22 protein-coding genes are annotated in these 24,516 nt (G+C 60.3%); 11 read left to right on the top strand and 11 right to left on the bottom strand.

What is annotated here, in order from left to right; translation table 11 throughout:
* Positions 1 to 122: 122 nt before the first annotated feature.
* Positions 123 to 1,499, bottom strand: coding sequence for a M16 family metallopeptidase (locus tag ACA060_RS00170; protein WP_497314731.1), 1,377 nt, complete (start codon positions 1,497 to 1,499; stop codon positions 123 to 125).
* Between the two features lie 177 nt (positions 1,500 to 1,676).
* Complete coding sequence (locus tag ACA060_RS00165) at positions 1,677 to 3,335, bottom strand: Na/Pi cotransporter family protein (RefSeq protein WP_109627042.1); 1,659 nt, start codon at positions 3,333 to 3,335, stop codon at positions 1,677 to 1,679.
* Positions 3,336 to 4,187: 852 nt separating this feature from the next.
* Between ACA060_RS00165 and ACA060_RS00160 the strand changes: the two genes are divergently transcribed.
* Complete coding sequence (locus tag ACA060_RS00160) at positions 4,188 to 4,469, top strand: DUF6124 family protein (protein WP_403105202.1); 282 nt, start codon at positions 4,188 to 4,190, stop codon at positions 4,467 to 4,469.
* Positions 4,470 to 4,594: 125 nt separating this feature from the next.
* Here ACA060_RS00160 and ACA060_RS00155 read toward each other — a convergent pair whose 3' ends face one another.
* A complete protein-coding gene (locus ACA060_RS00155; RefSeq protein WP_109627038.1) occupies positions 4,595 to 5,362 on the bottom strand; it encodes a TerC family protein in 768 nt (255 codons plus the stop codon).
* A gap of 85 nt (positions 5,363 to 5,447) precedes the next feature.
* Complete coding sequence (locus ACA060_RS00150) at positions 5,448 to 6,755, bottom strand: CitMHS family transporter (protein ID WP_109627037.1); 1,308 nt, start codon at positions 6,753 to 6,755, stop codon at positions 5,448 to 5,450.
* 433 nt (positions 6,756 to 7,188) lie between these two features.
* Between ACA060_RS00150 and ACA060_RS00145 the strand changes: the two genes are divergently transcribed.
* Entirely contained in the window at positions 7,189 to 7,590 is a 402-nt protein-coding gene (locus tag ACA060_RS00145; RefSeq protein ID WP_109627033.1) for a GFA family protein, read from the top strand.
* On the opposite strand, the gene ACA060_RS00140 is transcribed toward ACA060_RS00145, so the two are convergent.
* Positions 7,591 to 7,917, bottom strand: a complete 327-nt coding sequence (locus tag ACA060_RS00140) for a DOPA 4,5-dioxygenase family protein (protein WP_109627032.1) — start codon at positions 7,915 to 7,917, stop codon at positions 7,591 to 7,593.
* Between the two features lie 78 nt (positions 7,918 to 7,995).
* Between ACA060_RS00140 and ACA060_RS00135 the strand changes: the two genes are divergently transcribed.
* The gene (locus ACA060_RS00135) at positions 7,996 to 8,673 is read left to right on the top strand and encodes an NAD(P)-dependent oxidoreductase (RefSeq protein WP_109627030.1); all 678 of its coding nucleotides are present in this window, start codon (positions 7,996 to 7,998) and stop codon (positions 8,671 to 8,673) included.
* Here ACA060_RS00135 and ACA060_RS00130 read toward each other — a convergent pair.
* Positions 8,660 to 9,610 carry a choline sulfate utilization transcriptional regulator gene (locus ACA060_RS00130; RefSeq protein WP_109627028.1) on the bottom strand — a complete coding sequence of 317 codons (951 nt, stop codon included), beginning with the start codon at positions 9,608 to 9,610 and terminating at the stop codon, positions 8,660 to 8,662. The two genes, ACA060_RS00135 and ACA060_RS00130, sit on opposite strands and share 14 nt — an antisense overlap.
* Positions 9,611 to 9,724: 114 nt before the next feature.
* On the opposite strand from ACA060_RS00130, the gene betC reads away from it, so the two are divergent.
* From betC to ACA060_RS00115, 3 genes are all read left to right on the top strand, one after another.
* Positions 9,725 to 11,239, top strand: a complete 1,515-nt coding sequence (gene betC, locus ACA060_RS00125) for a choline-sulfatase (protein WP_109627026.1) — start codon at positions 9,725 to 9,727, stop codon at positions 11,237 to 11,239.
* Between the two features lie 16 nt (positions 11,240 to 11,255).
* Positions 11,256 to 12,176 carry a choline ABC transporter substrate-binding protein gene (choX, locus tag ACA060_RS00120; RefSeq protein WP_497314728.1) on the top strand — a complete coding sequence of 307 codons (921 nt, stop codon included), beginning with the start codon at positions 11,256 to 11,258 and terminating at the stop codon, positions 12,174 to 12,176.
* 262 nt (positions 12,177 to 12,438) lie between these two features.
* The gene (locus ACA060_RS00115; protein ID WP_497314726.1) at positions 12,439 to 14,007 is read left to right on the top strand and encodes a SulP family inorganic anion transporter; all 1,569 of its coding nucleotides are present in this window, start codon (positions 12,439 to 12,441) and stop codon (positions 14,005 to 14,007) included.
* 128 nt (positions 14,008 to 14,135) lie between these two features.
* Here ACA060_RS00115 and aroE read toward each other — a convergent pair whose 3' ends face one another.
* Positions 14,136 to 14,957, bottom strand: coding sequence for a shikimate dehydrogenase (gene aroE, locus ACA060_RS00110; protein ID WP_497314724.1), 822 nt, complete (start codon positions 14,955 to 14,957; stop codon positions 14,136 to 14,138).
* A 13-nt stretch (positions 14,958 to 14,970) separates the two neighbouring features.
* On the bottom strand, positions 14,971 to 15,885 hold the full coding sequence (gene hemF, locus ACA060_RS00105; protein WP_497314722.1) for an oxygen-dependent coproporphyrinogen oxidase: 915 nt from the start codon (positions 15,883 to 15,885) through the stop codon (positions 14,971 to 14,973).
* Positions 15,886 to 16,049: 164 nt separating this feature from the next.
* Between hemF and ACA060_RS00100 the strand changes: the two genes are divergently transcribed.
* The gene (locus ACA060_RS00100; RefSeq protein WP_497314721.1) at positions 16,050 to 17,027 is read left to right on the top strand and encodes an NADPH:quinone reductase; all 978 of its coding nucleotides are present in this window, start codon (positions 16,050 to 16,052) and stop codon (positions 17,025 to 17,027) included.
* A 125-nt stretch (positions 17,028 to 17,152) separates the two neighbouring features.
* Here the strand turns inward: ACA060_RS00100 and tsaC are convergent, their stop codons facing one another.
* The 3 genes from tsaC to ACA060_RS00085 all read right to left on the bottom strand — a co-directional run bounded on the left by tsaC (position 17,153) and on the right by ACA060_RS00085 (position 19,974).
* A complete protein-coding gene (tsaC, locus tag ACA060_RS00095) occupies positions 17,153 to 17,710 on the bottom strand; it encodes an L-threonylcarbamoyladenylate synthase type 1 TsaC (RefSeq protein ID WP_109627016.1) in 558 nt (185 codons plus the stop codon).
* Between the two features lie 54 nt (positions 17,711 to 17,764).
* Positions 17,765 to 18,868 carry a DNA-processing protein DprA gene (gene dprA / locus ACA060_RS00090; protein ID WP_497314719.1) on the bottom strand — a complete coding sequence of 368 codons (1,104 nt, stop codon included), beginning with the start codon at positions 18,866 to 18,868 and terminating at the stop codon, positions 17,765 to 17,767.
* A gap of 80 nt (positions 18,869 to 18,948) precedes the next feature.
* Positions 18,949 to 19,974 (bottom strand): LysM peptidoglycan-binding domain-containing protein, encoded by a 1,026-nt coding sequence (locus tag ACA060_RS00085; RefSeq protein WP_109627012.1) that lies wholly within the window; start codon positions 19,972 to 19,974, stop codon positions 18,949 to 18,951.
* A gap of 170 nt (positions 19,975 to 20,144) precedes the next feature.
* Between ACA060_RS00085 and def the strand changes: the two genes are divergently transcribed.
* From def to trkA, 4 genes are read left to right on the top strand one after another with little or no spacing between them, the layout of a single operon-like run.
* A complete protein-coding gene (gene def / locus ACA060_RS00080; RefSeq protein ID WP_109627010.1) occupies positions 20,145 to 20,651 on the top strand; it encodes a peptide deformylase in 507 nt (168 codons plus the stop codon).
* A gap of 57 nt (positions 20,652 to 20,708) precedes the next feature.
* Positions 20,709 to 21,668, top strand: a complete 960-nt coding sequence (gene fmt / locus ACA060_RS00075; RefSeq protein ID WP_497314717.1) for a methionyl-tRNA formyltransferase — start codon at positions 20,709 to 20,711, stop codon at positions 21,666 to 21,668.
* Positions 21,665 to 22,975, top strand: a complete 1,311-nt coding sequence (gene rsmB / locus ACA060_RS00070) for a 16S rRNA (cytosine(967)-C(5))-methyltransferase RsmB (RefSeq protein WP_497314715.1) — start codon at positions 21,665 to 21,667, stop codon at positions 22,973 to 22,975. Before fmt ends, rsmB begins: the two co-directional genes overlap by 4 nt.
* 22 nt (positions 22,976 to 22,997) lie before the next feature.
* A complete protein-coding gene (gene trkA, locus ACA060_RS00065) occupies positions 22,998 to 24,371 on the top strand; it encodes a Trk system potassium transporter TrkA (protein ID WP_109627004.1) in 1,374 nt (457 codons plus the stop codon).
* Positions 24,372 to 24,516: the final 145 nt, after the last annotated feature.

Here is a 24,516-nt window from a genome sequence, read left to right as displayed (position 1 = left end):
AAGCGGCCCCAAAATGGGCGACCCTGTTTTTCCGGCACACCGCATCGACTGGTTTTGCGACTGCTGCGCAGCCGAACGGGGATAAATCCCCTCGCCACAAAAGCTCCAGCCACCGCGCGCGGTTACCTTCTGCGATGGACTCGTAAAGCCAATACCCCGAGGACAATCAGTCCAAACACCCCGGCCATCGCCCACATCAACTGGTCATAACTCATCAGCGGCTTCTCGATCCGCAGATACCCCGGCTGCACGAGCAACTCGCGCATCGCCTTGTTCGCTTCCGCCAGGGTCACGCCTTGCAGTTCCTTGGCCGGGTTGGCGAAACGACCGTCCTGGTAGTCCCCCAGCGCACTCCAGTAGTAATCGGCCAGCGCGCTGTTGCCTTGCACGGCCCAGGCCTGGCGGGCGATGGCGGCCTGTTTGAGGCGGTTGAAGGTGTCTGCGTCGAGACCGTCCTTGAGCAGGCCCGCCTTCAAATCCTCCAACACTTGTTCGGCCTCCGTCACGTCGTCGCGATCAAGGTCGGCGTTCAGGCTCATGAAACCCACCCCGCCAAACACTTCGCGCTCGGCCGAGGGGCCATAGGACAAACCGTGGGCCAGGCGCAGTTGGCGATAGAGCGCCCAGTCCAGATAGTCCTTGAGCAGGTCGAAGGTTTGGTCATGCTGATCCTGCAGCACCGGTTCCGGCACCAGCCAGTGCAACTTGGCACCACCGCCGACAAAGCCGTCGCCCAGCGTTCGCTCGTGAGCAGCACTGGCCTGGATTTCCGGCAAGGGCAGGTGATCGGTCGGGTCGACGGCTTCAAGCGCGCCATACGAGCGCTCCAGATACGCCGGCAACAACTTGTCGAGCTCACCGACCACGATCAGCGTCATGTTGTTGGGCGCGTACCAGGCCTTGCGCACCGTCTCCAGTTGCTCGCGGGTCAGGTGATCGACCTCGGCCCGCTCGGGGCATTTGAGGCCCAGTTCCACCGCCAGCTGATTACTCGCGGTGTGGCCCAGGTCCTGACGATCCAGCCAACGCTGCAAATGCGAGTAATGGCCACCGTCTTCGCGCTCGACCACTTGTTTGGCGGCGTTGATGGCGTTGTCGTCGATTCGGGTCTGGGTCAGCAGCGCCAGCAGCAGGTCGAGGACCTTGCGCTGGTTTTTTGCCGGGGCTTCGATGACGAACGTGGTGTCAGCGTTGCTGGTGAACGCGTTCCACTCACCGCCCAAGGCCTGCATGCGCTCTTCCAGACCACCTTCGCCGGTGGCGTCGATGCCGCTGAACAGCAAGTGCTCAAGCAGATGCGGCAGTTCCTTTTCGGCGCAGCTGAAATCATCCAGCCCCACGCCGACCACCAGGCGAATCGCCACATGCCCGCGCTCGGTGCCCGGTTTGAGCAGCAATTGCAGGCCGTTGGGCAGCGTATAGCCCTCGACCTGGAAGCGATCCAGGGCAAACGAAGGGAATGAGCCAAGCAACAGACAGGCGAACAGCAGACAACGCATAGCAAGCTTCCAGGCAACCAATCGGAGATCCATGTCGTCCTTCAGGCCGCTATCGCGAGCAGGCTTGCTCCCACAGGTGATTTGCGGCGCTCACAAAATCAATGTGGGAGCGGGCCTGCTCGCGAAGGCGGTCTTGAGGCTGAACCAATGTAACTGACTGACCCCACCGCCAGACGTTCAAGGCGAATGCGTGATGTCAGCCATATCGTCGACCGCCAGTGCACCGGTATCCGACGTTTCCAGCACCACATAAGCGCTGCTGCAGAACAGCGAATTCAAGCGCTTCATGTCGGCGATCAGCTCCAGGTGCAGAGAACTGGTCTCGATACTTTGCACAATCTTACGTTGCAACCGGCTGACGTGAGCATGGGCAAGGCGGCGTTCCTGTGCGCGAAAGCGACGTTTCTCACGCAGCAACTGGCGGGCACTTTCCTTGTCGGCACTGAGGAATACCGACAAGCCCAGACGCAGGTTAGAGATCAACTGGCTGTGCAACCCGGCCAATTCTTCCAAACCGACCTCGGAAAAAGACCGGCGCTGCGAGGTTTTCTGCTGCTGCACCTTGCGCAGCATGCGTTCGATCAAGTCGCTGGCGAGTTTGAGGTTGATCGCCAGTTCGATGATTTCCGCCCAGCGCCGACTGTCCTGATCGCTCAAGTCTTCCCGGGGCATTTGCGCGAGGTAAAGCTTGATGGCGCTGTAGAGCGCTTCGACATCATCGGTCAGCTTGCGCATTTCCTGGGTGATGGCGGACTGTTTCCCACGCAGCACGTCAAGCATCGCTTCGAGCATGTTGTCGATCAGATCGCCCATGCGCAGGGTTTCGCGCGCGGCGTTGGCCAGCGCCAGGCTGGGGGTGACCAGCGCGGTCGGGTCGAGGTGCCGGGGTTTCGCCGTGCCGTTGAGCTCCGGCCGCTCCGGCAACAGCCACGCGCAGAGCCTGGCCATAGGGCCGACGCTGGGCAGCAGGATCAGGCAGCGCGCGGTGTTGTAGAGCAGGTGGAAGCCGATGACCATTTCCTGAGGACTGAAATCGAGGCTGTCGATCCAGTGCACCAACGGGTCCAGCACCGGAATGATCAGCAGCAGGCCGATCAGTTTGTACAGCAGGCTGCCGAGCGCCACCTGACGCCCGGCAGCGTTTTGCATGCTGGTACTGAGGAACGCGAGGATGCCGCTGCCGATGTTGGCACCGATTACCAGACCGATGGCCACCGGCAGGCTGATCACGCCGGCGCCGGCCAGGGTCGCGGTCAGCAGGACGGCGGCCAGGCTGGAGTAGGAAATCATCGCGAACAACGCGCCGACCAGGGCATCGAGCAGGATGTCGCCAGTCAACGAGGCGAAAATCACCTTCACACCCTGCGCCTGGGTAATCGGCGCGGCGGATTCGACGATCAATTGCAGCGCCAGGATGATCAGCCCGAGACCGATGCTGACGCGGCCCATCTGGCCCAGCCGGGTCTGCTTGCGGGACAGGAAGAAAATCACCCCGAGGAAAATCAGCAGCGGCGACAGCCAGGACAAATCGAGCGTCAGCACCCGCGCCATCAGCGCGGTACCAACGTCTGCGCCAAGCATGGTTGCCAGGGCGGGCGTCAACGCCATCAAGCCCTGACCGACGAAAGAAGTGACGAGCATGGCGGTGGCGTTGCTGCTCTGCACCATCGCCGTGACGACGATCCCCGAGATGAACGCCAACCAGCGTTTGGACATGTTCTGGCCGATCACATGGCGCAGATTGGAACCGTAGACCCGCAGGATGCCGGTTCGGACGATGTGCGTGCCCCAGATCAACAAGGCCACGGCCGATAACAAATTGAGCAGGGTGAGCATGCAGGCCCCCTGTGGTGGTAGCGCCCCAGAGGGGCAAATTGACGGTGCCGCGCGACTTTCTACGTTCTGTACTTAAGCTGTAGTTGGCTAACGGTCTGGGCGCCAGCATCGCATAGCTAAAGAAGTGATTGAAACAAAACTGTCATGAAAACAGGCTCATGCAGAAATGAAAAAGGGACCCGAAGGTCTCAGCCGGACAGTTGAAAAGGTGCGCGAACACAACCCTGTGGCGAGGAGGGAGCTTGCTCCCGCTGGGCTGCGCAGCAGTCCTGAAATCGGGGAGAGAACTCAATCGCTGAAATGATCCCTGCTCAACCCTATGTCGATCAGATACCTGGCTGTTTCGGCGTCGGGTCCGTGAGACGTGCAGCCGGTTTTCCAGACATATGCATTCCTTGTCATTGTCGGGTGAAGTGAGCGAGGACGCTAACCACCAGAGCTCTGTGCGTCAACCTTTGGAAAAAATCCGTCGGTAAAGCAGTCGGTTGTTTTGGTGTGATTCACGCGTTTTTGCAGTGCGTGTTTAAAGACATCCGGCGTTACTTCTCGGAGGCTACAACGTCTTGCGTCGTTGCCTACGGCTACGCCAGAATCCGCCGGCTTGTGCGCCTAGACCCTGCTCTCTATCGTTTATCCATCGCTAAAAACAGCGATCGGGTTTGGTAGCCCGGAGTCTGGCGCATAGCCACTTTTTGCGGACGCTTTTTCAGGTCGTAGCTTATGGTGGCCATGCGCAGGGTCCCTTCGGGGGCGCCGGTTCCAGTACTCCGGTCTACCAACCTGTGTATGGCCGCCACCTTCGTTTGGTAGCGAGAGTGAAGGCTCCATATATCCAGTACTGGAGTTCTATCTATGTTCAAGGCAACACCCAACCCACCGGACACCGATCCGGTCCCCCACGACTTCCCGCCACGCAAGCCCAGCACAATCTTCTTCATAGACCCCAAGGTCGATAACGAAACCCTGCTCGCTCACGCCTGTGAGTCGTTGGCGTCGGCCAGCGTCATGGCCAGTGATTTTGCTGCACGAATGGAAGGTACACACCGCAACACCCTGCTGGGGATTCAGCAAAACATCATGTTGGGGGAGTTGGCGGTGAATCGAGTGCTCGATAACCTCGATCCGCCAGGCTAATCACAGAGCAAAAAAAGTGGGAGCGGGCTTGCTCGCGAAAGCGGTGTATCAGGCAACATGATGTCGACTGACACTCCGTCTTCGCGAGCAAGCCCGCTCCCACAGGTGTTATGCGCAGACTCGGGTTACTGCCCCGGAATATCCTTGCGCAGTTTCACCGGATCTTGCTGTTTGCGTTTTTTCGCAATCGCGGTACGCATCTTGATGTTGATCGCTTCCACCGCCAGCGAGAACGCCATGGCGAAGTAGACGTAGCCTTTTGGCACGTGAACGTCGAAGGATTCAGCAATCAGCACCGTACCGACGATCAACAGGAACGACAGCGCGAGCATTTTCAGCGACGGGTGCTTGTCGATGAACTCGCTGATGGTCCCGGACGCCAGCATCATCACCAGCACCGCAACAATGATCGCCGCGACCATGACCGGTACGTGAGAGACCATGCCGACAGCGGTAATCACCGAGTCCAGCGAGAAGACGATGTCGATGATCGCGATCTGGATGATGGTGTAGAGGAAGTTGCCGCCCTTGCCGCCCGGCTCCTCATTGGACTCATCTTCACCTTCCAGCGCGTGGTACATCTCTTGTGAGCTCTTCCACAGCAGGAACAGACCACCGAAGAACAGGATCAGGTCTCGCCCGGAAATACCCTGGCCGAACACTTCGAACAAGTCGTTGGTAAGGCGCATGACCCAAGTGATCGACAGCAGCAACAGGATCCGCGTGACCATGGCCAGCGCCAGGCCGAAAATCCGGGTGCGCTGCTGCATGTGCTTGGGCATGCGGCTGACCAGGATCGAAATCATGATGATGTTATCGATACCCAGGACGATTTCCAGGGCGGTCAGGGTAAAGAAGGCAACCCAGATTTCAGGGTTGGTCAGCCATTCCATGTGTATTCCTTTGAGCGAGTGTTAAACCACAAAAGGTCCGGGCTTCGAACAGCGAAGCCTGGACCCGTTGTGGTGAGTCTTGGGCTTATAGAGTGCTGAACAGCGGAAAGATCCCCATCAGCAATGCTGCAACCAGTATGCACATGCACACCAGCACTGCCCATTTCAGGGTAAAGCGCTGGTGATCACCAAAATCAATACCGGCCAGGGCCACCAACAAGTAGGTCGATGGTACCAGCGGGCTCAACAAGTGGACGGGTTGACCGACGATCGAGGCACGTGCCATTTCAACCGCGGTTATACCGTAATGACTGGCTGCTTCGGCAAGCACTGGTAACACGCCGTAATAAAATGCGTCGTTCGACATGAAGAACGTGAACGGCATGCTCACCAGCGCGGTGATAACGGCCAGGTACGGGCCGAGGAAATCAGGGATTACCGCCAGCAAGCTTTTCGACATGGCATCGACCATGCCGGTGCCCGACAGGATACCGGTGAAGATGCCCGCCGCGAAGATCAAACCGACCACCGCCAGCACGCTACCGGCGTGAGCCGCGACGCGATCCTTCTGCTGTTGCAGGCAAGGATAGTTGACGATCATGGCAATACTGAACGCCACCATGAACAACACCGGCATCGGCAACAGACCGGCAATCAGGGTACACATCAGGCCCAGGGTCAGGGCGCCGTTGAACCAGATCAGTTTCGGACGACGGGCATCCGGGAACTGCGAAACGCTGATTTCGCTGTGATCGACTTCATCGCCCACCAGGTGCAATTCACCCAGACGTGCACGCTCACGTTTCCCGTAGAAGTACGCAATCAAGAGGATGGCCACCACGCCGAACGCCATCGCCGGAATCATCGGTACGAAAATATCGGACGGATCCACATGCAGCGCACTGGCCGCACGGGCCGTCGGGCCGCCCCACGGGGTCATGTTCATCACGCCACCGGCGAGGATGATCAGGCCGGCCATGATCCGCGGGCTCATGCCTATGCGGCTGTAGAGCGGCAGCATGGCGGCCACGCAGATCATATAAGTGGTCGCGCCGTCACCATCGAGGGAAACGACGAGCGCCAGTACGGCGGTGCCGACCGAAACTTTCAGCGGGTCGCCCTTGACCAGTTTGAGGATCTTGCGCACGGCCGGGTCGAACAGGCCGGAGTCGATCATCAGGGCGAAATACAGAATGGCGAACATCAGCATCACGCCGGTCGGCGCCAGCTTGGTGATGCCTTCAAGCATCATCGGGCCGATCTTCGGCGCAAAACCACCGAACAGGGCGAAGACGATCGGAATGATGATCAGGGCGATCAGCGCGGACAGGCGCTTGGTCATGATCAGGAACATGAACGTGATGACCATGGCGAAGCCAAGGAAAGTCAGCATGGGAATACTCCAGGCGTAGCGCGGCTAGGGAATGGGCGAACCGGTTGGGTCAGCGCAGAACGGGAAGCGCGAGGCGTACGGGCGGAGTTGCAGCGAAGCGGCGGGTAGAAGAGGACATCAGATCACCATTGTTGTTGTTAAATGGGCTGTGCGAGCGATAAAACACTGGCATTGGCCGACCGGTCTTTTGCCGGCAGTGGGGGCGATCCTAATCGGGGAAGCTTTCAGCCAGCTTTCGCTGGTGAAAGCATTGACCGGATGGGCTACCGGTCGTCGGACCGGGGCAGGGAGTTAAACCGAGTTAAAGCCATCGCGGGCAAGCCCGCTCCCACAGTGACGGGTGTGTGCCGCAGATAGCAGCTTCGCCGCAAAAAATTGTGAGAGCGGGCTTGCCCGCGATGGCGTCGGCACTTACACAACAGGAGGATATGTGATGGACGGACTTCACACCGGCGGCTGCCACTGCGGGCACCTGCGCTATCAATTCAGCGGACCGTTACACGACATCGCCCACTGCCACTGCTCAATCTGCCGAAGGGTCAGCGGCGGAATCGTGACCACGTGGATTACCCTGCCCGCATCGGCCTTTAAATGGCTGAAAGGAACGCCAGCGAAGTACGAATCTTCAACAACCTGCGTGCGCTATTTCTGCCCGACCTGTGGGGCGCAACTGGCGCTGACCACGCACCTCAGCCCCGAAAGCATCGATGTGACCATCGCCACCCTTGATCACCCGGAGCAGGCGCCGGCCGAGCGGCACATCTGGACGGACAGCCAATTGCCCTGGCTGCATCTGGATGAGCATTTGCCGGGTGAAGCCGAAGAAAACCTCTGATCAAAAAATAGACAAATCCAGCGGCCGGATCGCGCCCATCCAGATCGCGTGCTCGGTGTGGTCCAGCAAATCGTCGCCGGTGTCCGGGTGCAGAAACACCACCAAACCCTTGCGGTTGAGCGCCAGCCACGGCAACACGTCGCCGATCAGCTCCGGCCCGAACGCCAATTGGCAACTCCAGTCCGGGTGCGGACCCACCGGGCGTTCGTGCACGCGGCCCATTTTCAGCGGAAACAATTGCGCCGCCTGCTCACACAGTGCTCGCGCCTGATCAATGCTGCTGGCGTCAAAATAGACATGAGCGTGGTAACCCTTGATCTGTTGCATCTGAATCCCTCAAAAACCCAGTCGAACCCTCACCGATTCCTACAGGTCACACGCCATATAGAACAAGGAATCCCAGCCATGAAAAATGCCGAAACCCCGGTGGTGAAAGTGGTGCTTTATGGTGCCATGAGTAGCCTGGGCAGTGCGCTGATGGCTGAAATGCTGCGGCGCCAACATGAAGTGATCGCGATTCTGGATGACCTGACGGCGCTCCCGCCGCGCCCGGGTTTGCGCACCAAGGCCGGCGACCTGTTCCAGGCTGAACGCGTCAAGCAAAGCGTAGCGGGCAGTTCGGCGGTCATTTGCCTGCTCGATGCGCCGGGACTGCCATTCAACAGCGAGCATGTGGAAAAAACCATCGTGCCAGGCCCGGTGGAACAAGTGCTGGCGGTGGATGCGCTGATCGAGGGCATGCAGGCAGCGGGCATTAACCGACTGTTCCTGGTGGGAGATTTTGCCGAGCTCGACGAAACCGAAGCTGAAGTGCTGGATCACCTTCAGCGGCATGCCGCCGAGGAAATCCTTGATGCGCTGCAAAGCAGTGCCTTGCACTGGACCCTGGTGAATGCGCCTCGCGGCGTGCCGGGACTGACGATCGAACATTTCAGCCACATCAGCAGCAGCCTTGAGCCGGGCCTGGCGGAACCGCTTGAACGGTTGAACCGCGTGGCGGTGGGGATTGCCGATGAGTTGCAGCTGAATCTTCACGTTCGTGAGCACGTGAACTTCGTTTCGACCGACCCTACACCGCGATAGACGGCAGCGGTAAACCATTCAGGGATTGGGCGCTGCTGGCCTGTTCAGCCATCAACCAATCGACAAACTGCTGGATCAATGCCCCTCGCCGTTTGCGTTGGGGCAGCACCACGTAATAGCCAAGCCTGGAAATCACCGTGTCGGCAATCGGTCGGCATAACAAACCCTGCGCCAGCAAGTTATCCACAAGGTGCCGCCAGCCAATGGCCACGCCCTGGCCGCCAATCGCCGCTTGAATCAGCAACGTGTAATTGTCGAAGCGCAATTGCCCGGGGGCCGGTGCCGACGTGATTCCCAACTCGCGAAACACGCCGCTCCAGTCGAACCAGTTGCTGCTGTTTTCACCGCGCAGGTGCAGCAGTGGAAACTCCAGCAATGACTGGGCCGGCAAGGGCAGGGGACGATCCTTCAACAACAGCGGGCTGCACACCGGAAACACTTCTTCGCTGAACAGCCAATGGCTTTCGCCCTGTTTAAAGCGGCCATCCCCAAACAACACCGCCACATCGATATCGGTGCGCAGCATGTTGTGATTGCGCTCGCTGGTGACCAGGCTGACGTCGACTTGCGGATTGGCTTTATGAAACCGGTGCAACCGCGGCATCAGCCAATACGCGGCGAAGGCGAAATCCGTGGCTACCTGCAAGACTTCATGTTGGTGTTGTGCGCTGATCGCGCTCAATCCTGCATCGATATTCTGCAAACCGAGCTGAACCTGCTCAAAAAGTATGACTCCGGCCTCAGTCAGTTCAATGCCACGATAAATGCGATCAAACAGCCGCGCCGCCAGTTGTTCTTCCAGTCGTTTGATCTGCTGGCTGACGGCGGGCTGCGTGGTGCCGAGTTCTACCGCCGCCGCGGTAAAGCTGCGATGACGCGCCGCGGCTTCAAACGCTCGCAGTAGATCCAGCGACAAGCTTCCAAGTGCGTCATACATAAGCGGTGCTTATCCTAGTTATTGCCGTGCATGGGCTTTACCACAAAGTGCATGGACTCCATGCTCGATCGCAGCACTCTCGCATAAATATTCACTATGGAATGCCGCGATCACATGAAGCGCAAGAATATTCTTTTCATCATGGCCGATCAGATGGCCGCGCCAATGTTGCCGTTCTACGGTCCTTCGCCCATCAAACTGCCTAATCTGAGCCGCCTCGCCGCCGAAGGCGTGGTTTTCGACGCCGCTTATTGCAACAGCCCACTGTGTGCGCCGTCGCGTTTCACCCTGGTCAGCGGTCAGTTGCCGAGCAAGATCGGCGCCTACGACAACGCGGCCGATTTCCCTGCCGATGTACCGACCTATGCCCACTACCTGCGTCGACTCGGCTACCGCACCGCGCTGTCGGGCAAGATGCATTTCTGCGGTCCGGATCAGCTCCACGGCTATGAAGAACGCCTGACCAGCGACATCTACCCCGCCGATTACGGCTGGTCGGTGAACTGGGATGAGCCGGACGTGCGTCCGAGCTGGTTCCACAACATGTCTTCGGTGCTGCAGGCCGGGCCGTGCGTGCGCACCAATCAGCTGGATTTCGACGAAGAGGTGGTGTTCAAGGCGCAGCAATACCTGTTCGATCACATCCGCGAGGACGGCGACCAGCCGTTCTGCCTGACCGTGTCGATGACGCACCCACACGATCCGTACACCATTCCCAAGGCGTTCTGGGATATGTACGACGATGCCGACATCCCGCTGCCGGAAACCCCGGCGCAAACCGAACTCGATCCGCACTCCCAGCGTTTGCTCAAGGTGTATGACCTGTGGGACAAGCCGCTGCCTGTGGATAAGATCCGCGATGCACGCCGCGCGTATTTTGGAGCTTGCAGCTACATCGATAGCAACGTCGGCAAACTCCTGCAAACACTCGAAGATACCGGGCTGATCGACGACACCATCATCGTCTTCTCCGGCGACCATGGCGACATGCTCGGCGAGCGCGGGCTCTGGTACAAAATGCACTGGTTCGAAATGGCTGCCCGCGTCCCTCTGTTGATAAGTGCACCGGGACAATTCGGGGCTGGGCGAGTGAGTGCTGCCGTTTCCACCGCTGACCTGCTGCCTACCTTCGTTGAATTGGCCGGCGGCTCCCTGGAGCCGGGCCTGCCGCTGGACGGTCGTTCGCTGGTCTCGCACCTGCAAGGGCAGGGCGGTCACGACGAAGTGTTCGGCGAATACATGGCTGAAGGCACCATCAGTCCCTTAATGATGATCCGCCGCGGCGCCTACAAATTTATCTACAGCGAAGACGACCCGTGCCTACTCTTCGATGTACACAACGACCCGCGCGAACACGAAGAACTCAGCCAATCGCCACAACATCGGCCTCTTTTCGAGGAATTTCTGGCTGAAGCCCGGGCCAAATGGGACATTCCGGCGATACACCAACAGGTGCTCGCGAGCCAGCGTCGTCGGCGTTTTGTCGCCGAGGCGCTGACCATCGGCAAGCTGAAGAGCTGGGATCACCAGCCGCTGGTGGACGCCAGTCAGCAGTACATGCGCAACCACATCGACCTCGACGATCTGGAACGTAAAGCACGTTATCCACAACCCTGCCAAAACCAATAATGTTAAGGGGAAGTCCATGCAAAAGTTATCCACAGTACTGACAGTCGGGTTACTGGCCCTGGGCAGTGCATCGGCCTTTGCCGATCAGAACTGCGACACGGTGAAAATGGCCGACCCTGGCTGGAGCGACATCGCTGCGACCAACGCCATTACCGGATTTCTGCTGGACGGCATGGGCTACAAGGCCAAGGTCGACACCCTCGCGGTGCCGATCACTTTTGGCGGGTTGAAGGATGGCCAGGTCGACGTGTTCCTGGGTAACTGGATGCCGGCGCAACAGGGCTTCTATGAAAAATTCGTCGCCACGGGCGACGTGACTCAACTGGCTAAGAACCTCGACGGCACCGAATTCACCCTGGCAGTTCCGGATTACGTGTGGGACGCGGGTGTGCATAACTTTGCCGACCTGAACAAATTCGCCGACAAGTTCGACAAGAAGATCTACGGCATCGGCTCGGGCGCCCCGGCGAATATCTCGCTGCAAGAGATCATCAAGAAGAACGACTTCGACATGGGTCAGTGGAAACTGGTCGAATCCAGCGAGCAGGCGATGCTGGCGGAAGTGTCCCGTGCGGTGAAGAAACAGAAGTTCGTGACCTTCCTCGGCTGGACGCCACACCCGATGAACGTACAGTTGAAAATGCATTACCTCAAGGGCGGCGAGAAGTACTTCGGCGACACCGGCAGCGTTTATACACTGACTCGCAAAGGTTATGCACAGGCCTGCCCGAACGTCGGCAAGCTGCTCACCAACCTGAGTTTCACCCAGGAGATGGAGAACAGCATCATGGCCGAGGTGGTGAACAAGAAAGTCAGCAATGCCGATGCGGCCAAGGCGTGGATCAAGGCCAATCCTGCGGTCCTGGATAAATGGCTGGATGGGGTGAAGACCGTGGACGGGAAGGATGCGTTGGGGGCAGTGAAAGCGAAGCTTTGATCGAGTAGTGCTGGATTCTGTGTCTGGCTTAGGATCGACCCCTCACCCCAGCCCTCTCCCCACGGGGGAGAGGGGAAAGGGGGCCGATCTCCACGCTTTTCAAATTCTGCGTTCACCTCGACATTTCAGGTCGATGTAGCTTGAGAAAACAACTCGATCAGTCCCCTCTACCCTCTGGGGAGAGGGTTAGGGTGAGGGGTGGATTCATCTGACACTCCTCACACCCTGATACCCTTGCGCAAAACCCAACCCGAGAGGACCCATGGCCTTCCCCAGCCGCCATTCACTCTTTCCCTTCCTTTCCTGGTTGCCCCGGCAAACCCGCGCCAGCGTCGGGCGTGACCTGATCGTTGGCCTCAGCGGCGCCATTCTTGCGTTGCCGCAATCCATCGCCTACGCCCTGATCGCCGGTCTCCCGCCGGAGTACGGCTTGTACGCCGCAATTATCCCGGTGCTGATCGCTTGCCTCTGGGGTTCGTCGTGGCATTTGATCTGTGGTCCTACAGCGGCGATATCCATCGTCCTGTACGCGAGTGTCAGTCCTCTTGCCGTTCCCGCGTCAGAAGACTACGTCACCCTGATCCTGCTGCTGACGCTGCTCGCCGGGATTTTCCAGTGGCTGCTCGGTTTACTGCGCTTTGGCGCCCTGGTGAACTTCGTTTCTCACTCGGTGGTGCTGGGCTTCACCCTCGGCGCGGCGGTGGTGATTGCCATCGGCCAACTGCCAAACCTGCTGGGGCTGGATTTACCCAATCAGTCCACCGCACTGGACAGCTTTTTGATGGTGTTCAAACACCTTGGTTTTGTGGATAAACCTTCGCTGATACTAGGGCTGGCCACCGTTGGAGTAGGCGTGATCCTGAAATCACTGCTGCCACGCTGGCCGACGTTATTGATCACCTTGGCGCTGGCTGGACTGCTGGTGTGGTTGTGGCCATCGATGTTCGGCCATGTGAAGTTGGTCAGCGCCTTTGTCGGGCGCTTGCCGCCCTTCAGTCCGCTGCCGCTGGACCTGGATCTGATCCTGCGCCTGCTGCCCAGCGCCGTGGCGGTGGGGATGCTCGGACTGGTGACGAGCCTGTCGATTGCCCGTTCCTTGTCGGCGCGCTCCCAGCAATTGCTCGACGCCAACCAGGAAGTCCGCGCCCAGGGTTTTTCGAACATGGTCGGGGCGTTTTTTTCCGGTTCGCTGTCAGCCGGTTCCTTTACCCGTTCGGGCCTGAGCTACGAAGCAGGCGCCTGTTCACCGTTGGCCGGGGTGTTTTCAGCGTTGTGGGTGGCGCTGTTCGCCATCTTCGGCGCGGCGTTGATCGCGCACATTCCGATTCCGGCCATGGCCGGCAGCATTCTGTTGATCGCCTGGGGATTGGTGGACCATCGGGGTATTCGCGCATTGTTGCGAGTCAGCCGCGCCGAATTCCTGGTCATGGCGCTGACCTGTGTCGCCACGCTATTGCTGGAGTTGCAGACCGCGATCTATGCCGGGGTCCTGGCGTCGCTGTTCTTCTACCTCAAGCGCACCTCGCAACCCCGCGTGCAGCATTGGCGCGAAGGCGATGAAGACATTCTGCGAGTCGGCGGTTCGATCTTTTTCGGCGCCAGCCATTACCTGCAAGTGCGCCTGCAACGGATGCATGGCGCGCGGGTGGTAATCGAGGCGCAGCAGATCAACTTTATCGACTATTCAGGGGTGGAAATGCTGCATCAGGAAGCGCGGCGGTTGCTCAAGCAGGATCGCAGCCTGACCTTGCGCCGCGCACGGCCGCAGGTGGTGGAGGAGTTGAGGAAGCTGGAAGGCGCGGAGAAATGCCCGATCCGCTTCGAGGACTGAAACACTACACTGATGACGAACGCATAACCTGTGGCGAGGGAGCTTGCTCCCGCTGGGTTGCGAAGCAGCCCTGAAAATCTGCGGGCGCTTCGCACCCGAGCGGGAGCAAGCTCCCTCGCCACAAAGAACTACAGCGCCAGCTGGCGGCGGAGTTCGGCCAGCACAGGCGCCGTGTCCGGCCGCACACCGCGCCACAGGAAGAACGCTTCCGCCGCTTGTTCAGCGAGCATCCCCAGGCCGTCCATCGACACCGCCGCACCGTGTTCACTGGCCCAGCGGCAGAACGAGGTCGGCTCCTTGCCGTACATCATGTCGTAGCACACCGTTTTGCCCGGTTCGATCAGGCTGCTGGCAATTGGCGGCACATCACCGGACAAGCTCGCCGATGTGGCGTTGATGATCAGGTCCACCGATTCCTGCAGCCAGTCAAAACCACTGGCCGACACCGGCCCCAGGTCTGAGAACAATTCCGCCAGCAACTCGGCTTTCTCCACCGTGCGGTTGGCGATGATCACCGACGCCGGCTGCTCAGCCAGCAACGGCTCCAGCGCACCACGCACCGCGCCGCCAGCACCGAGCAGCAGGATGCGTTTGCCCTTGAGGTTGAAACCGGCATTGACCGTCAGGTCCCGCACCAGCCCGGCGCCGTCGGTGTTGTCACCGAGCAGACTGCCGTCAGCGAGTTTGCTCAGGGTGTTCACCGCGCCGGCCCGCTGCGCGCGTTCCGTCAAACTGTCGGCCAGGCGATAGGCCTCTTCCTTGAACGGCACCGTCACATTCGCCCCGCGACCTTCGAGGAAAAACGCCTTGGCGAAGTCGGAAAAGTCGTCGAGCGGCGCCAGCGAGGTGCTGTAGTCCAGTTGCTGAGCAGTCTGCTCGGCAAACAAACGGTGGATCAGCGGCGACTTGCTGTGGCCAATCGGGTTACCGAATACGACGTAACGGTCCATCAGAACTCCTCGTTCAGGCCTCGGCCAACCAATCTCGGTCTTGCAGGAAATATTCGGTCAGGCGGGCTTCTTCGCTGCCCGGCTCGGCTTTCCAGTCATAGCTCCAGCGTACTTGCGGGGGCAGGGACATGAGGATCGACTCGGTACGCCCGCCCGATTGCAGGCCGAACAGCGTGCCGCGGTCGTATACCAGGTTGAACTCGACGTAACGGCCACGGCGGAATTCCTGGAACTCACGCTGTTTGGCGGTGAACGCGTCATTCTTGCGGCGCTGCACGATCGGCAAGTACGCGTCGATGTAGGCATCACCGATGGCGCGCATGAACGCGAAACTGGTGTCGAAGTCCCACTCGTTCAAGTCATCGAAGAACAGGCCGCCGATGCCCCGCGGCTCGTGACGATGCTTGATGTGGAAGTAGCTGTCGCACCAGGCCTTGTAACGCGGATAGACGTCCGGACCGAACGGCGCACAGGCCTGTTCGGCGACGCGGTGCCAGTGCACGCAGTCTTCTTCATTGCCGTAATAAGGGGTCAGGTCGAAACCGCCGCCAAACCACCAGACCGGTTCTTCGCCTTCTTTTTCAGCGATGAAAAAGCGCACGTTGGCGTGGGAAGTCGGTACATGCGGGTTGTGCGGGTGAATCACCAGTGACACGCCCAGGGCTTCGAAGCCACGACCGGCCAATTCAGGTCGATGGGCGCTGGCGGACGGTGGGAGACCGCTGCCGAAGACGTGGGAAAAGTTGACGCCACCCTTTTCGATCACGGAGCCGTTTTCGATCACTCGCGTGCGACCGCCACCGCCGGCGGGCCGGGTCCAGGCGTCTTCGACGAATTGCGTGCCACCGTCTTCAGCTTCCAGGGCAGCGCAAATGCGATCTTGCAGGTCGAGCAGGTAGGCTTTTACGGCCTCGGTGCGGGTCGTCATGTCATCACCTTGAATCGGGCAAAGCTACGCGGCGCTCCATTGGAGCAGGGGGCCGGCGCAAATGGGCGCGTAGCATAACATCGCAGATGGGCCTGCCGCAGTTGACGAGGATCAAGCTTAGGAGTCCGATAGGGAGCTTCGCAAATGACCTAAGGAGAGTTCTGATGGCAAAGCGTATCCAGTTCCGCGCCCATGGCGGCCCCGAAGTGCTCGAGTATGTCGATTACCAACCCGCCGAGCCCGGGCCGCAGCAGGTTCGCGTGACGAACAAGGCCATCGGCCTGAACTTCATCGACACCTATTACCGCAGTGGCCTCTATCCGCTGCCCGCTCTGCCATCGGGCCTGGGGTCGGAAGGTGCGGGCGTTGTCGAGGCTGTTGGCAGCGAAGTGACCCGGTTCAAGGTTGGCGACCGCGTGGCTTACGGCAGCGGCCCGTTGGGCGCTTACAGCGACGTTCATGTTTTGCCGGAAGCCAACCTGGTGCACTTGCCGGACGCGATCAGTTTCGAACAGGCCGCCGGGGTGATGCTCAAGGGCCTGACCGTGCAGTACCTGCTGCGTCAGACGTATGAACTCAAGGGTGGCGAAACCATCCTGTTCCATGCCGCTGCAGGCGGTGTCGGCTCCCTGGCCTGCCAATGGGCCAGGGCCTTGGGCGTGAAGTTGATTGGCACAGTCAGCTCACCGGAGAAAGCCGCGCTGGCCAAGGCCAACGGCGCGTGGGCGACCATCGACTACAGCCACGAAAACGTCGCACAACGGGTGCTGGAATTGACTGACGGCAAGAAAGTCCCGGTGGTGTACGACGGCGTCGGCAAGGACACCTGGCTGACGTCGCTCGACAGCGTGGCACCAAGGGGTCTGGTGGTGAGCTTTGGCAACGCTTCCGGAGCGGTGGATGGGGTGAACCTGGGGATTTTGGCAGCGAAGGGTTCGTTGTACGTGACCCGGCCGACACTCGCGACTTACGCCAATAACGCGCAAAACCTGCAGCGCATGGCGGATGAGCTGTTCGAGATGATCATCAGCGGCAAGCTGACGGTGGACATCAGCCAGAAATACCCGCTGGCTGAAGCGGCGAAGGCGCAGACCGAGTTGTCGGCGCGGCGGACCACTGGCTCGACTGTTTTGTTGCCGTAACAACGAACTGTGGCGAGGGAGCTTGCTCCCGCTGGGCCGCGAAGCGGCCCCCCATATCCTTAAAAGAACGGGACTGCTGCGCAGTCCAGCGGGAGCAAGCTCCCTCGCCACAGGTTACTGCGGGATTAATCCGGGCGAATGACGTTCCCGGTCGCCACATCGCGAATCACGCTCGGATTCTTGCGCCCACCCAGGTTCCCGCCCAACACGTAATCCACCTGCCCACGGAAATACTGCTCGACGCGAATCCGCGTGCGCGCCGCCGGCCGGCCCTGCGGGTTGGCCGACGTTGAAACCAACGGCCCGACCACCGCGCACAAATCCCGCACCAACGGATGATCGCTGACCCGCAGCGCCACGGTTTCATGCACGCCGGTAATCCACTGTGGCAACAAATTCTGATGCGGCACCAGCCAGGTGTTGGGCCCCGGCCAGGTGCTGGCCATGCGATCCATCCACAGTTCCGGGAAGTCTTCGAACAGGAAGTCGAACTGACGAATGTTGTCTGCGACCAGAATCAGGCCCTTTTCCGCAGACCGGCCCTTGATCGCCAACAGACGATACACCGCCTCTTCGTCCCACGGATCGCAACCCAGCCCCCAGACCGCTTCGGTTGGGTAGGCAATCACTGCCCCTGCGCGAACGGCTTGTGCGGCTTGTTGCACACGCCAACTGTTGACCATGAAAAACTCTCCGGAATAAGGCTCTGCGCAGTTTACCGATCTTCCCTATAAAACCTAGCTCACCCGCGCAAACCAGCGCCCGCTTTCGCACACGGCCTGGCCATCCATTTCCAGTTCGGTCAGCGCTGCCAGCACTTTGGACAAGGCCCAGCCACTGCTGACCGACAACGCTTCGCTGGTGTGGGGCGCGGCGTGAAGCAACAGGAGCAGCGGATGCGTGGGCGTTTGCAGAGTCTCTGTGGATAACGGCAGCCGTTGCCAGCCGCGCAACGCTTCGAGGATATGCTCAATGGTTTCCACCAGCATCGCGCCGTCGCGGATCAACTGGTGACAACCCTTGGCGCCCGGGTGATGGATCGACCCTGGAATCGCGTACACCTCTCGTCCTTGCTCCGCCGCCAGCCTCGCCGTGATCAATGAGCCGCTGGCGACGCTCGCTTCGACCACCAGCACGCCGAGGGATAAACCGCTGATAATCCGGTTGCGCCGAGGGAAGTTGCCAGCGCTGGGGCCGGCGTCCAGCGGGAACTCGGAAAGCACCGCGCTGCCCGACGCGATCATGGCGTCGGCCAGCCGCCGATTTCGCTGTGGATAAAACTTTTCAAGTCCCGTGCCAAGTACCCCGACCGTTCGCCCGCCCACGTCCAGGGCGGCTTGATGCGCGGCCGCATCGATGCCCAACGCCAGACCGCTGGTGATGACGAAACCGGCGCTGGCCAGGCTGCGCGAAAACGCCGCTGCGGTGTCCATGCCCGGTCGCGAAGCGCGACGACTGCCGACCATCGCCAATTGCGGTTTTTCCAGGATACCCGGATCGCCTGCCACGAATAACAGCGGCGGCGCATCGCTGATTTCCGCCAGCAGCGCCGGATAGTCAGGCTGGTCCCACATCAGTAAATGCTGGCCCGGACGCTCTAGCCAGGCCAATGCGTGGGCCGCGCCATCGCGCACTTCATTGGCGCGCCGGGCTTCGGCGCACCCCAGCGGCAGGCCCAGCGAACGCCAGGCGCTGGCGGGCGCGCTGATGGCTTTGGACGCCGAGCCGAAGGCTTCGAGCAATTTCTTGAAACGCGCCGGGCCGAGTTCCGGCAAGCGATGCAGACGTAAACGAGCTTCCAGTTCCGCAGGGGAAACCGGTGTGACGGCAGACAGCGACATGGATCATCCTTGATCGTTATGAGCCCCGTTCAAACGGGAATAAGCTGTGGATAACTCTGTTGGTAACTTGTGGAGCAGGCCTACGGATTTTGCACCTTGTCCATTACCGCCAGCGAGCGCGATGCGTTCAGGACCAGCCCGTAACTGAGCTTGTCGTAGGTGCGGAAAACCATCAGCAGACCGGCACGTTCATCGGGGATTTTCAGCGGCTGACCGGTAATCCGGTCGCGCACTGTTTCACCGGTTTTCATCACCACCAACACGTTGCCTTCGGCCAGGCCATCGCGTTGCCCCTTGTTCAGCGTGACCACATCCAGCGCGCCAATCTGGGTAACCCCACGCGGCACATCGATGATCAAGCCATTGATCTGGGTTTTTGGCGCACTGGGCATGAAGGTCGAGTTGATGGAGCGCTCTTCACCGCTGAACAAACGGTCGCCGAGACGCACTTCCTGAGTGGTGCGTTGCAGTGCCAAGGTAGCGACATCGCCTTCGGTGGCCACGATCTCGCCTCCGCCGATGTCATCGGCGTTGATCCCCAGAAACTCCTTGCTCTCGGGATCGGTGTAGACCTTGCCCTGACGGAAGATGCCGTACACCGGCTGGTTCGGGTCGAAATGGCCACGGGCGAAGATGCGGTCCCCGGTGCCGCTGAGCACGCGTTCGGCATCGCCGGCGACGATGTAAGGCGCCTTGTCGAAGTCCTCGACCTTGTCGACGATGCGGTTGCTAAGCAGAAAGCTGTTGATCGATTGCAGCGGAATGCTCGGGATCGCATCAGCCACCGGCGAACTGCGCACCCGTGGCGAGAGCTTGATGGTGCCGCGCGAAGCCCCGCGATTGAGGGTCAGACGCGGTTGGCCGTTGACATAGACCAGCGACAGCGAGTCGCCAGGGTAGATGAGATTGGGGTTTTCAATCTGTGGATTGGCTTGCCACAACTCCGGCCACTTCCACGGCTCCCGGAGGAATTTTCCCGAAATGTCCCAGAGTGTGTCACCCGCCACCACTGTGTATTGCTGTGGAAAACCTTCCTTGAGTTGCACTTGCCCGTGCGCCAAACCGGCCGAGGCCAGAAGGAGCAAGGCGAGTAGTGATTTCCTCATGCGGTGAATCCCTTTATTATGTGCGTTCGCGTGAAACGCCAGAGCCCTCGTGGCTCGCTCCTGACTCTTTGATAAAAGAAAAGGAGCTACGCTTCACAACGGTAGCCTGCATCTTCGGACCTGCCAGGCCATCGACCCGACTTTACCTCACACGTGCAGCAATTAAGCTTATGGCCATTTTAGACATCCTCGAATTTCCCGACTCGCGCCTGCGCACTATCGCCAAACCTGTGGCCGTAGTGGACGACGAAGTGCGTCAGTTGGTCGATGACATGTTTGAAACAATGTATGAAGCGCCAGGCATCGGCCTCGCCGCGACCCAGGTCAACGTGCACAAACGTATCGTCGTGATGGACCTCTCCGAAGACCGCAGCGAACCGCGGGTGTTCATCAACCCCGAGTTCGAATCGCTGACCGACGAGATGGAGCAATACCAGGAAGGCTGCCTCTCGGTGCCGGGCTTCTACGAAAACGTCGATCGCCCGCAGAAGGTCAAGGTCAAGGCCCTGGACCGCGATGGCAAGCCTTACGAACTGATCGCCGAAGGCCTGCTCGCCGTGTGCATCCAGCACGAATGCGACCACCTCAATGGCAAATTGTTCGTCGACTACCTGTCGAACCTCAAACGCGACCGAATCAAGAAGAAACTGGAAAAGCTCCATCGCCAGAACGCTTGATGCCCTTCTTTCAAAGGCTTGCTGCGGCAAGCCTTTTTCTTTTCAGAGATTGCTCCCATGACTGAGCCACTGCGCATCGTCTTTGCTGGCACCCCGGAATTCGCCGCCGAACACCTCAAGGCCCTGCTCGCCAGCCCTTACGAGATCGTCGCGGTCTACACCCAGCCGGACCGTCCGGCGGGCCGTGGGCAAAAGCTGATGCCGAGCCCGGTCAAGCAACTCGCGCTGGAAAACAACATCCCGGTGTTGCAGCCGCCGACCCTGCGCAACGAAGACGCTCAGGCTGAAATGGCCGCACTCAAGCCGGATTTGCTGGTGGTGGTCGCCTACGGCCTGATCCTGCCGCAAGCGGTGCTGGATATTCCACGCCTGGGCTGCATCAACAGCCACGCCTCGTTGCTGCCACGCTGGCGCGGTGCGGCGCCGATCCAGCGTGCCGTCGAAGCAGGCGACAGCGAAAGCGGCGTGACGGTGATGCGCATGGAACTGGGCCTGGATACCGGGCCGATGCTGCTGAAAGTCACCACGCCAATCACCGCCGAAGACACCGGCGGCAGCCTCCACGACCGCCTCGCCGAAATGGGTCCACCGGCTGTCATTCAGGCAATTGCCGGCCTCGCCGCCGGCACATTGGAAGGCGAAGTTCAGGACGACAGCCTCGCCACGTATGCTCACAAATTGAACAAGGACGAAGCACGCATCGACTGGAGCCGTCCGGCGATTGAGCTGGAACGCCTGGTCCGCGCCTTCAACCCGTGGCCGATCACCCACAGCACGCTGAACGGCGAAGCGCTGAAAGTGCTGGCCGCGAGCCTCGCCGAAGGGCAGGGCGCACCTGGGCAAATCCTCAGCGCCAGCAAGGACGGTTTGATCGTCGCTTGCGGTGAGCAAGCCCTGTGCCTGACCCGTCTGCAATTGCCCGGCGGCAAGGCGCTGAACTTCAGCGACTTGTTCAACAGCCGTCGTGAAAAATTCGCTGTCGGCACCATCCTCGGTCAAGCGGCGGACGCTCAATGAATCCACGTCTGGCCGCCGCCAAGGCACTCGCCGCTGTTCTTAACGGAAAAGCCTCGCTCAACAGTTCTCTGCCGACACAAATGGACAAGGTTGAAGACCGCGATCGCGGCTTCACTCAGGATCTGGCGTTTGGCACCGCGCGCTGGCAGCCACGTTTGTCGGCGCTGGCGGCCAAGTTGCTGCAAAAGCCTTTCAAGGCTGCGGACGCGGATGTCGAGGCGCTGTTGCTGGTCGGTCTTTATCAACTGCTCTACACCCGCGTCCCGGCCCACGCCGCCATTGGCGAAACCGTTGGTTGCGCCGACAAGCTGAAAAAGCCCTGGGCCAAGGCCTTGCTCAACGCCGTGTTGCGCCGCGCCCAACGGGAAAGCGAAGCACTGCTGGCCGAGCTGGAATACGATCCGGTGGTGCGCACCGCGCATCCGCGCTGGCTGCAAAAATCCCTCAAGGCGTTCTGGCCTGAGCAGTGGGAAGCCATCTGCACAGCGAACAACGCGCACCCGCCGATGATACTGCGGGTCAACCGCCGCCATCACACTCGCGACGCTTACCTTGGGTTGCTGACGGAGGCCGGCATCGCCGCCACGCCGTGTGTTTACAGTCAGGACGGCATCATCCTCGAAGCCGCCGCTGACGTGCGCAGCCTGCCGGGCTTCGCCGAAGGCTGGATCAGCGTGCAAGACGAGGCGGCGCAACTGGCCGCCGACCTGCTCGACCTGGCGCCGGGCCAACGGGTGCTGGACGCCTGCTGCGCACCAGGCGGCAAGACCTGCCACATCCTCGAAGCCGAGCCAAAACTGGCGGGCGTCGTGGCGGTTGATCTGGAAGCCAAGCGCCTGGTGCGCGTGCGTGAGAACCTCGCACGCCTGGGCCTGAGCGCCGAACTGATTGCCGCCGACGGCCGCGACACCACGACCTGGTGGGACGGCAAACCGTTCCAGCGCATCCTGCTGGATGCGCCATGTTCGGCCACTGGCGTGATCCGTCGTCACCCGGACATCAAGCTGACTCGCCAACCCGACGACATCGCCGCGCTCGCGGTGCTGCAAGGCGAATTGCTCGATGCCATGTGGATAACGCTGGAAGTCGGCGGGATTCTGCTCTACGCCACCTGCTCCACGCTGCCGACCGAGAACACCGAGGTCATCGAAGCCTTCCTCGCTCGCACACCGGGCGCCCGTGAGCTGGACATCGCCACGGCGGCCGGTCTCAAACAACCTCACGGTCGCCAGTTACTGGCACAGGAAGGCGGCCACGACGGGTTCTACTACGCCAAACTGATCAAGATCGCCGCCGCGCGCGGTTAACCGGATTTAAGGGAGTGACTGGATGAAAATCATCATCCTCGGCGCAGGGCAGGTCGGCGGTTCGCTGGCAGAACATCTGGCCAGCGAGGCCAACGACATCACTGTGGTCGACACCGACGGCGAGCGTCTGCGCGATCTCGGCGATCGCCTGGACATCCGCACCGTGCAGGGCCGCGGCTCGTTGCCGACCGTGCTGCGTCAGGCCGGCGCGGACGACGCCGACATGCTGGTGGCAGTGACCAACAGCGACGAAACCAACATGGTCGCCTGTCAGGTCGCCCACACCCTGTTCCACACCCCGACCAAGATCGCCCGGGTCCGCGAAGCCGCGTACCTGACGCGCTCCGAGTTGTTCGATAACGAAGCGATTCCGGTGGACGTGCTGATCAGCCCGGAACAGGTTGTGACCAATTACATCAAGCGCCTGATTCAGCATCCGGGTGCGTTGCAGGTGATCGACTTCGCCGAAGGCAAAGCGCAACTGGTGGCGGTGAAGGCGTACTACGGCGGACCGTTGGTGGGTCAGCAATTGCGCCAGTTGCGTGAACACATGCCCAACGTTGAAACCCGCGTCGCCGCGATTTTCCGCCGTGATCGGCCGATCCTGCCCCAGGGCGATACGGTGATCGAGGCTGACGACGAAGTATTTTTCATCGCCGCCAAGGCGAATATTCGCGCGGTGATGAGCGAAATGCGCCGCCTGGATGAAACCTACAAACGCATCGTCATCGCCGGTGGCGGGCAGATCGGTGAGCGCCTGGCCGAAGCGATTGAAAGCCGTTATCAGGTGAAGATCATCGAGATGAACCCGGCCCGCTGCCGCCATCTCTCAGACACCCTCGACAGCACCGTGGTGTTGCAGGGCAGTGCTTCTGATCGCGACTTACTGATGGAAGAGAACATCGCCGACGCGGATATCTTCCTCGCCCTGACCAACGATGACGAAGCCAACATCATGTCTTCGCTGCTGGCCAAGCGCCTGGGCGCGAAGAAGGTGATGACGATCATCAACAACCCGGCTTACGTGGATTTGATCCAGGGCGGCGATATCGACATTGCCATCAGCCCGCAACTGGCGACCATCGGCACACTGCTGGCCCACGTGCGACGTGGTGATATCGTCAGCGTGCACTCATTGCGCCGCGGCGCGGCGGAAGCCATCGAGGCAATTGCCCATGGTGATGAGAAGTCGAGCAAGGTGATTGGCAAGGCCATCGAGAACATCGGTTTGCCGCCGGGCACGACGATTGGCGCAATCATTCGTGATGAAGAAGTGATCATTGCCCATGACAAAACGGTGATCGCGGCGGGCGACCATGTGATTCTGTTCCTTGTGGATAAAAAGCATATTCGGGATGTGGAAAAGCTGTTCCATGTGGGGCTCAGCTTCTTCTGATCCATGATTGTGGGCGCCTGGACTGGCCTCTTCGCGGGCAAGCCCGCTCCCACAGGTTCTCGGTCGTGCAAAAATTCTGTGTTCACTGAAGATCGCTGTGGGAGCGGGCTTGCCCGCGAAAGCGATCTCATGACCACATAGGCAT

The sequence above is a fragment of the Pseudomonas sp. LBUM1671 genome, assembly GCF_059695685.1.
The sequence above is the reverse complement of the archived record's forward strand: the minus strand, read 5'-3'. Positions and strand labels throughout refer to the sequence as shown.

Excerpts from the sequence above, each read along its gene's own strand:
- ACA060_RS00170 (WP_497314731.1), bottom strand. The coding sequence starts at position 1,499 with ATGCGTTGTCTGCTGTTCGCCTGTCTGTTGCTTGGCTCATTCCCTTCG.
- ACA060_RS00165 (WP_109627042.1), bottom strand. The coding sequence starts at position 3,335 with ATGCTCACCCTGCTCAATTTGTTATCGGCCGTGGCCTTGTTGATCTGG.
- ACA060_RS00160 (WP_403105202.1), top strand. The coding sequence starts at position 4,188 with ATGTTCAAGGCAACACCCAACCCACCGGACACCGATCCGGTCCCCCAC.
- ACA060_RS00155 (WP_109627038.1), bottom strand. The coding sequence starts at position 5,362 with ATGGAATGGCTGACCAACCCTGAAATCTGGGTTGCCTTCTTTACCCTG.
- ACA060_RS00150 (WP_109627037.1), bottom strand. The coding sequence starts at position 6,755 with ATGCTGACTTTCCTTGGCTTCGCCATGGTCATCACGTTCATGTTCCTG.
- ACA060_RS00145 (WP_109627033.1), top strand. The coding sequence starts at position 7,189 with ATGGACGGACTTCACACCGGCGGCTGCCACTGCGGGCACCTGCGCTAT.
- ACA060_RS00140 (WP_109627032.1), bottom strand. The coding sequence starts at position 7,917 with ATGCAACAGATCAAGGGTTACCACGCTCATGTCTATTTTGACGCCAGC.
- ACA060_RS00135 (WP_109627030.1), top strand. The coding sequence starts at position 7,996 with ATGAAAAATGCCGAAACCCCGGTGGTGAAAGTGGTGCTTTATGGTGCC.
- ACA060_RS00130 (WP_109627028.1), bottom strand. The coding sequence starts at position 9,610 with ATGTATGACGCACTTGGAAGCTTGTCGCTGGATCTACTGCGAGCGTTT.
- betC (WP_109627026.1), top strand. The coding sequence starts at position 9,725 with ATGAAGCGCAAGAATATTCTTTTCATCATGGCCGATCAGATGGCCGCG.
- choX (WP_497314728.1), top strand. The coding sequence starts at position 11,256 with ATGCAAAAGTTATCCACAGTACTGACAGTCGGGTTACTGGCCCTGGGC.
- ACA060_RS00115 (WP_497314726.1), top strand. The coding sequence starts at position 12,439 with ATGGCCTTCCCCAGCCGCCATTCACTCTTTCCCTTCCTTTCCTGGTTG.
- aroE (WP_497314724.1), bottom strand. The coding sequence starts at position 14,957 with ATGGACCGTTACGTCGTATTCGGTAACCCGATTGGCCACAGCAAGTCG.
- hemF (WP_497314722.1), bottom strand. The coding sequence starts at position 15,885 with ATGACGACCCGCACCGAGGCCGTAAAAGCCTACCTGCTCGACCTGCAA.
- ACA060_RS00100 (WP_497314721.1), top strand. The coding sequence starts at position 16,050 with ATGGCAAAGCGTATCCAGTTCCGCGCCCATGGCGGCCCCGAAGTGCTC.
- tsaC (WP_109627016.1), bottom strand. The coding sequence starts at position 17,710 with ATGGTCAACAGTTGGCGTGTGCAACAAGCCGCACAAGCCGTTCGCGCA.
- dprA (WP_497314719.1), bottom strand. The coding sequence starts at position 18,868 with ATGTCGCTGTCTGCCGTCACACCGGTTTCCCCTGCGGAACTGGAAGCT.
- ACA060_RS00085 (WP_109627012.1), bottom strand. The coding sequence starts at position 19,974 with ATGAGGAAATCACTACTCGCCTTGCTCCTTCTGGCCTCGGCCGGTTTG.
- def (WP_109627010.1), top strand. The coding sequence starts at position 20,145 with ATGGCCATTTTAGACATCCTCGAATTTCCCGACTCGCGCCTGCGCACT.
- fmt (WP_497314717.1), top strand. The coding sequence starts at position 20,709 with ATGACTGAGCCACTGCGCATCGTCTTTGCTGGCACCCCGGAATTCGCC.
- rsmB (WP_497314715.1), top strand. The coding sequence starts at position 21,665 with ATGAATCCACGTCTGGCCGCCGCCAAGGCACTCGCCGCTGTTCTTAAC.
- trkA (WP_109627004.1), top strand. The coding sequence starts at position 22,998 with ATGAAAATCATCATCCTCGGCGCAGGGCAGGTCGGCGGTTCGCTGGCA.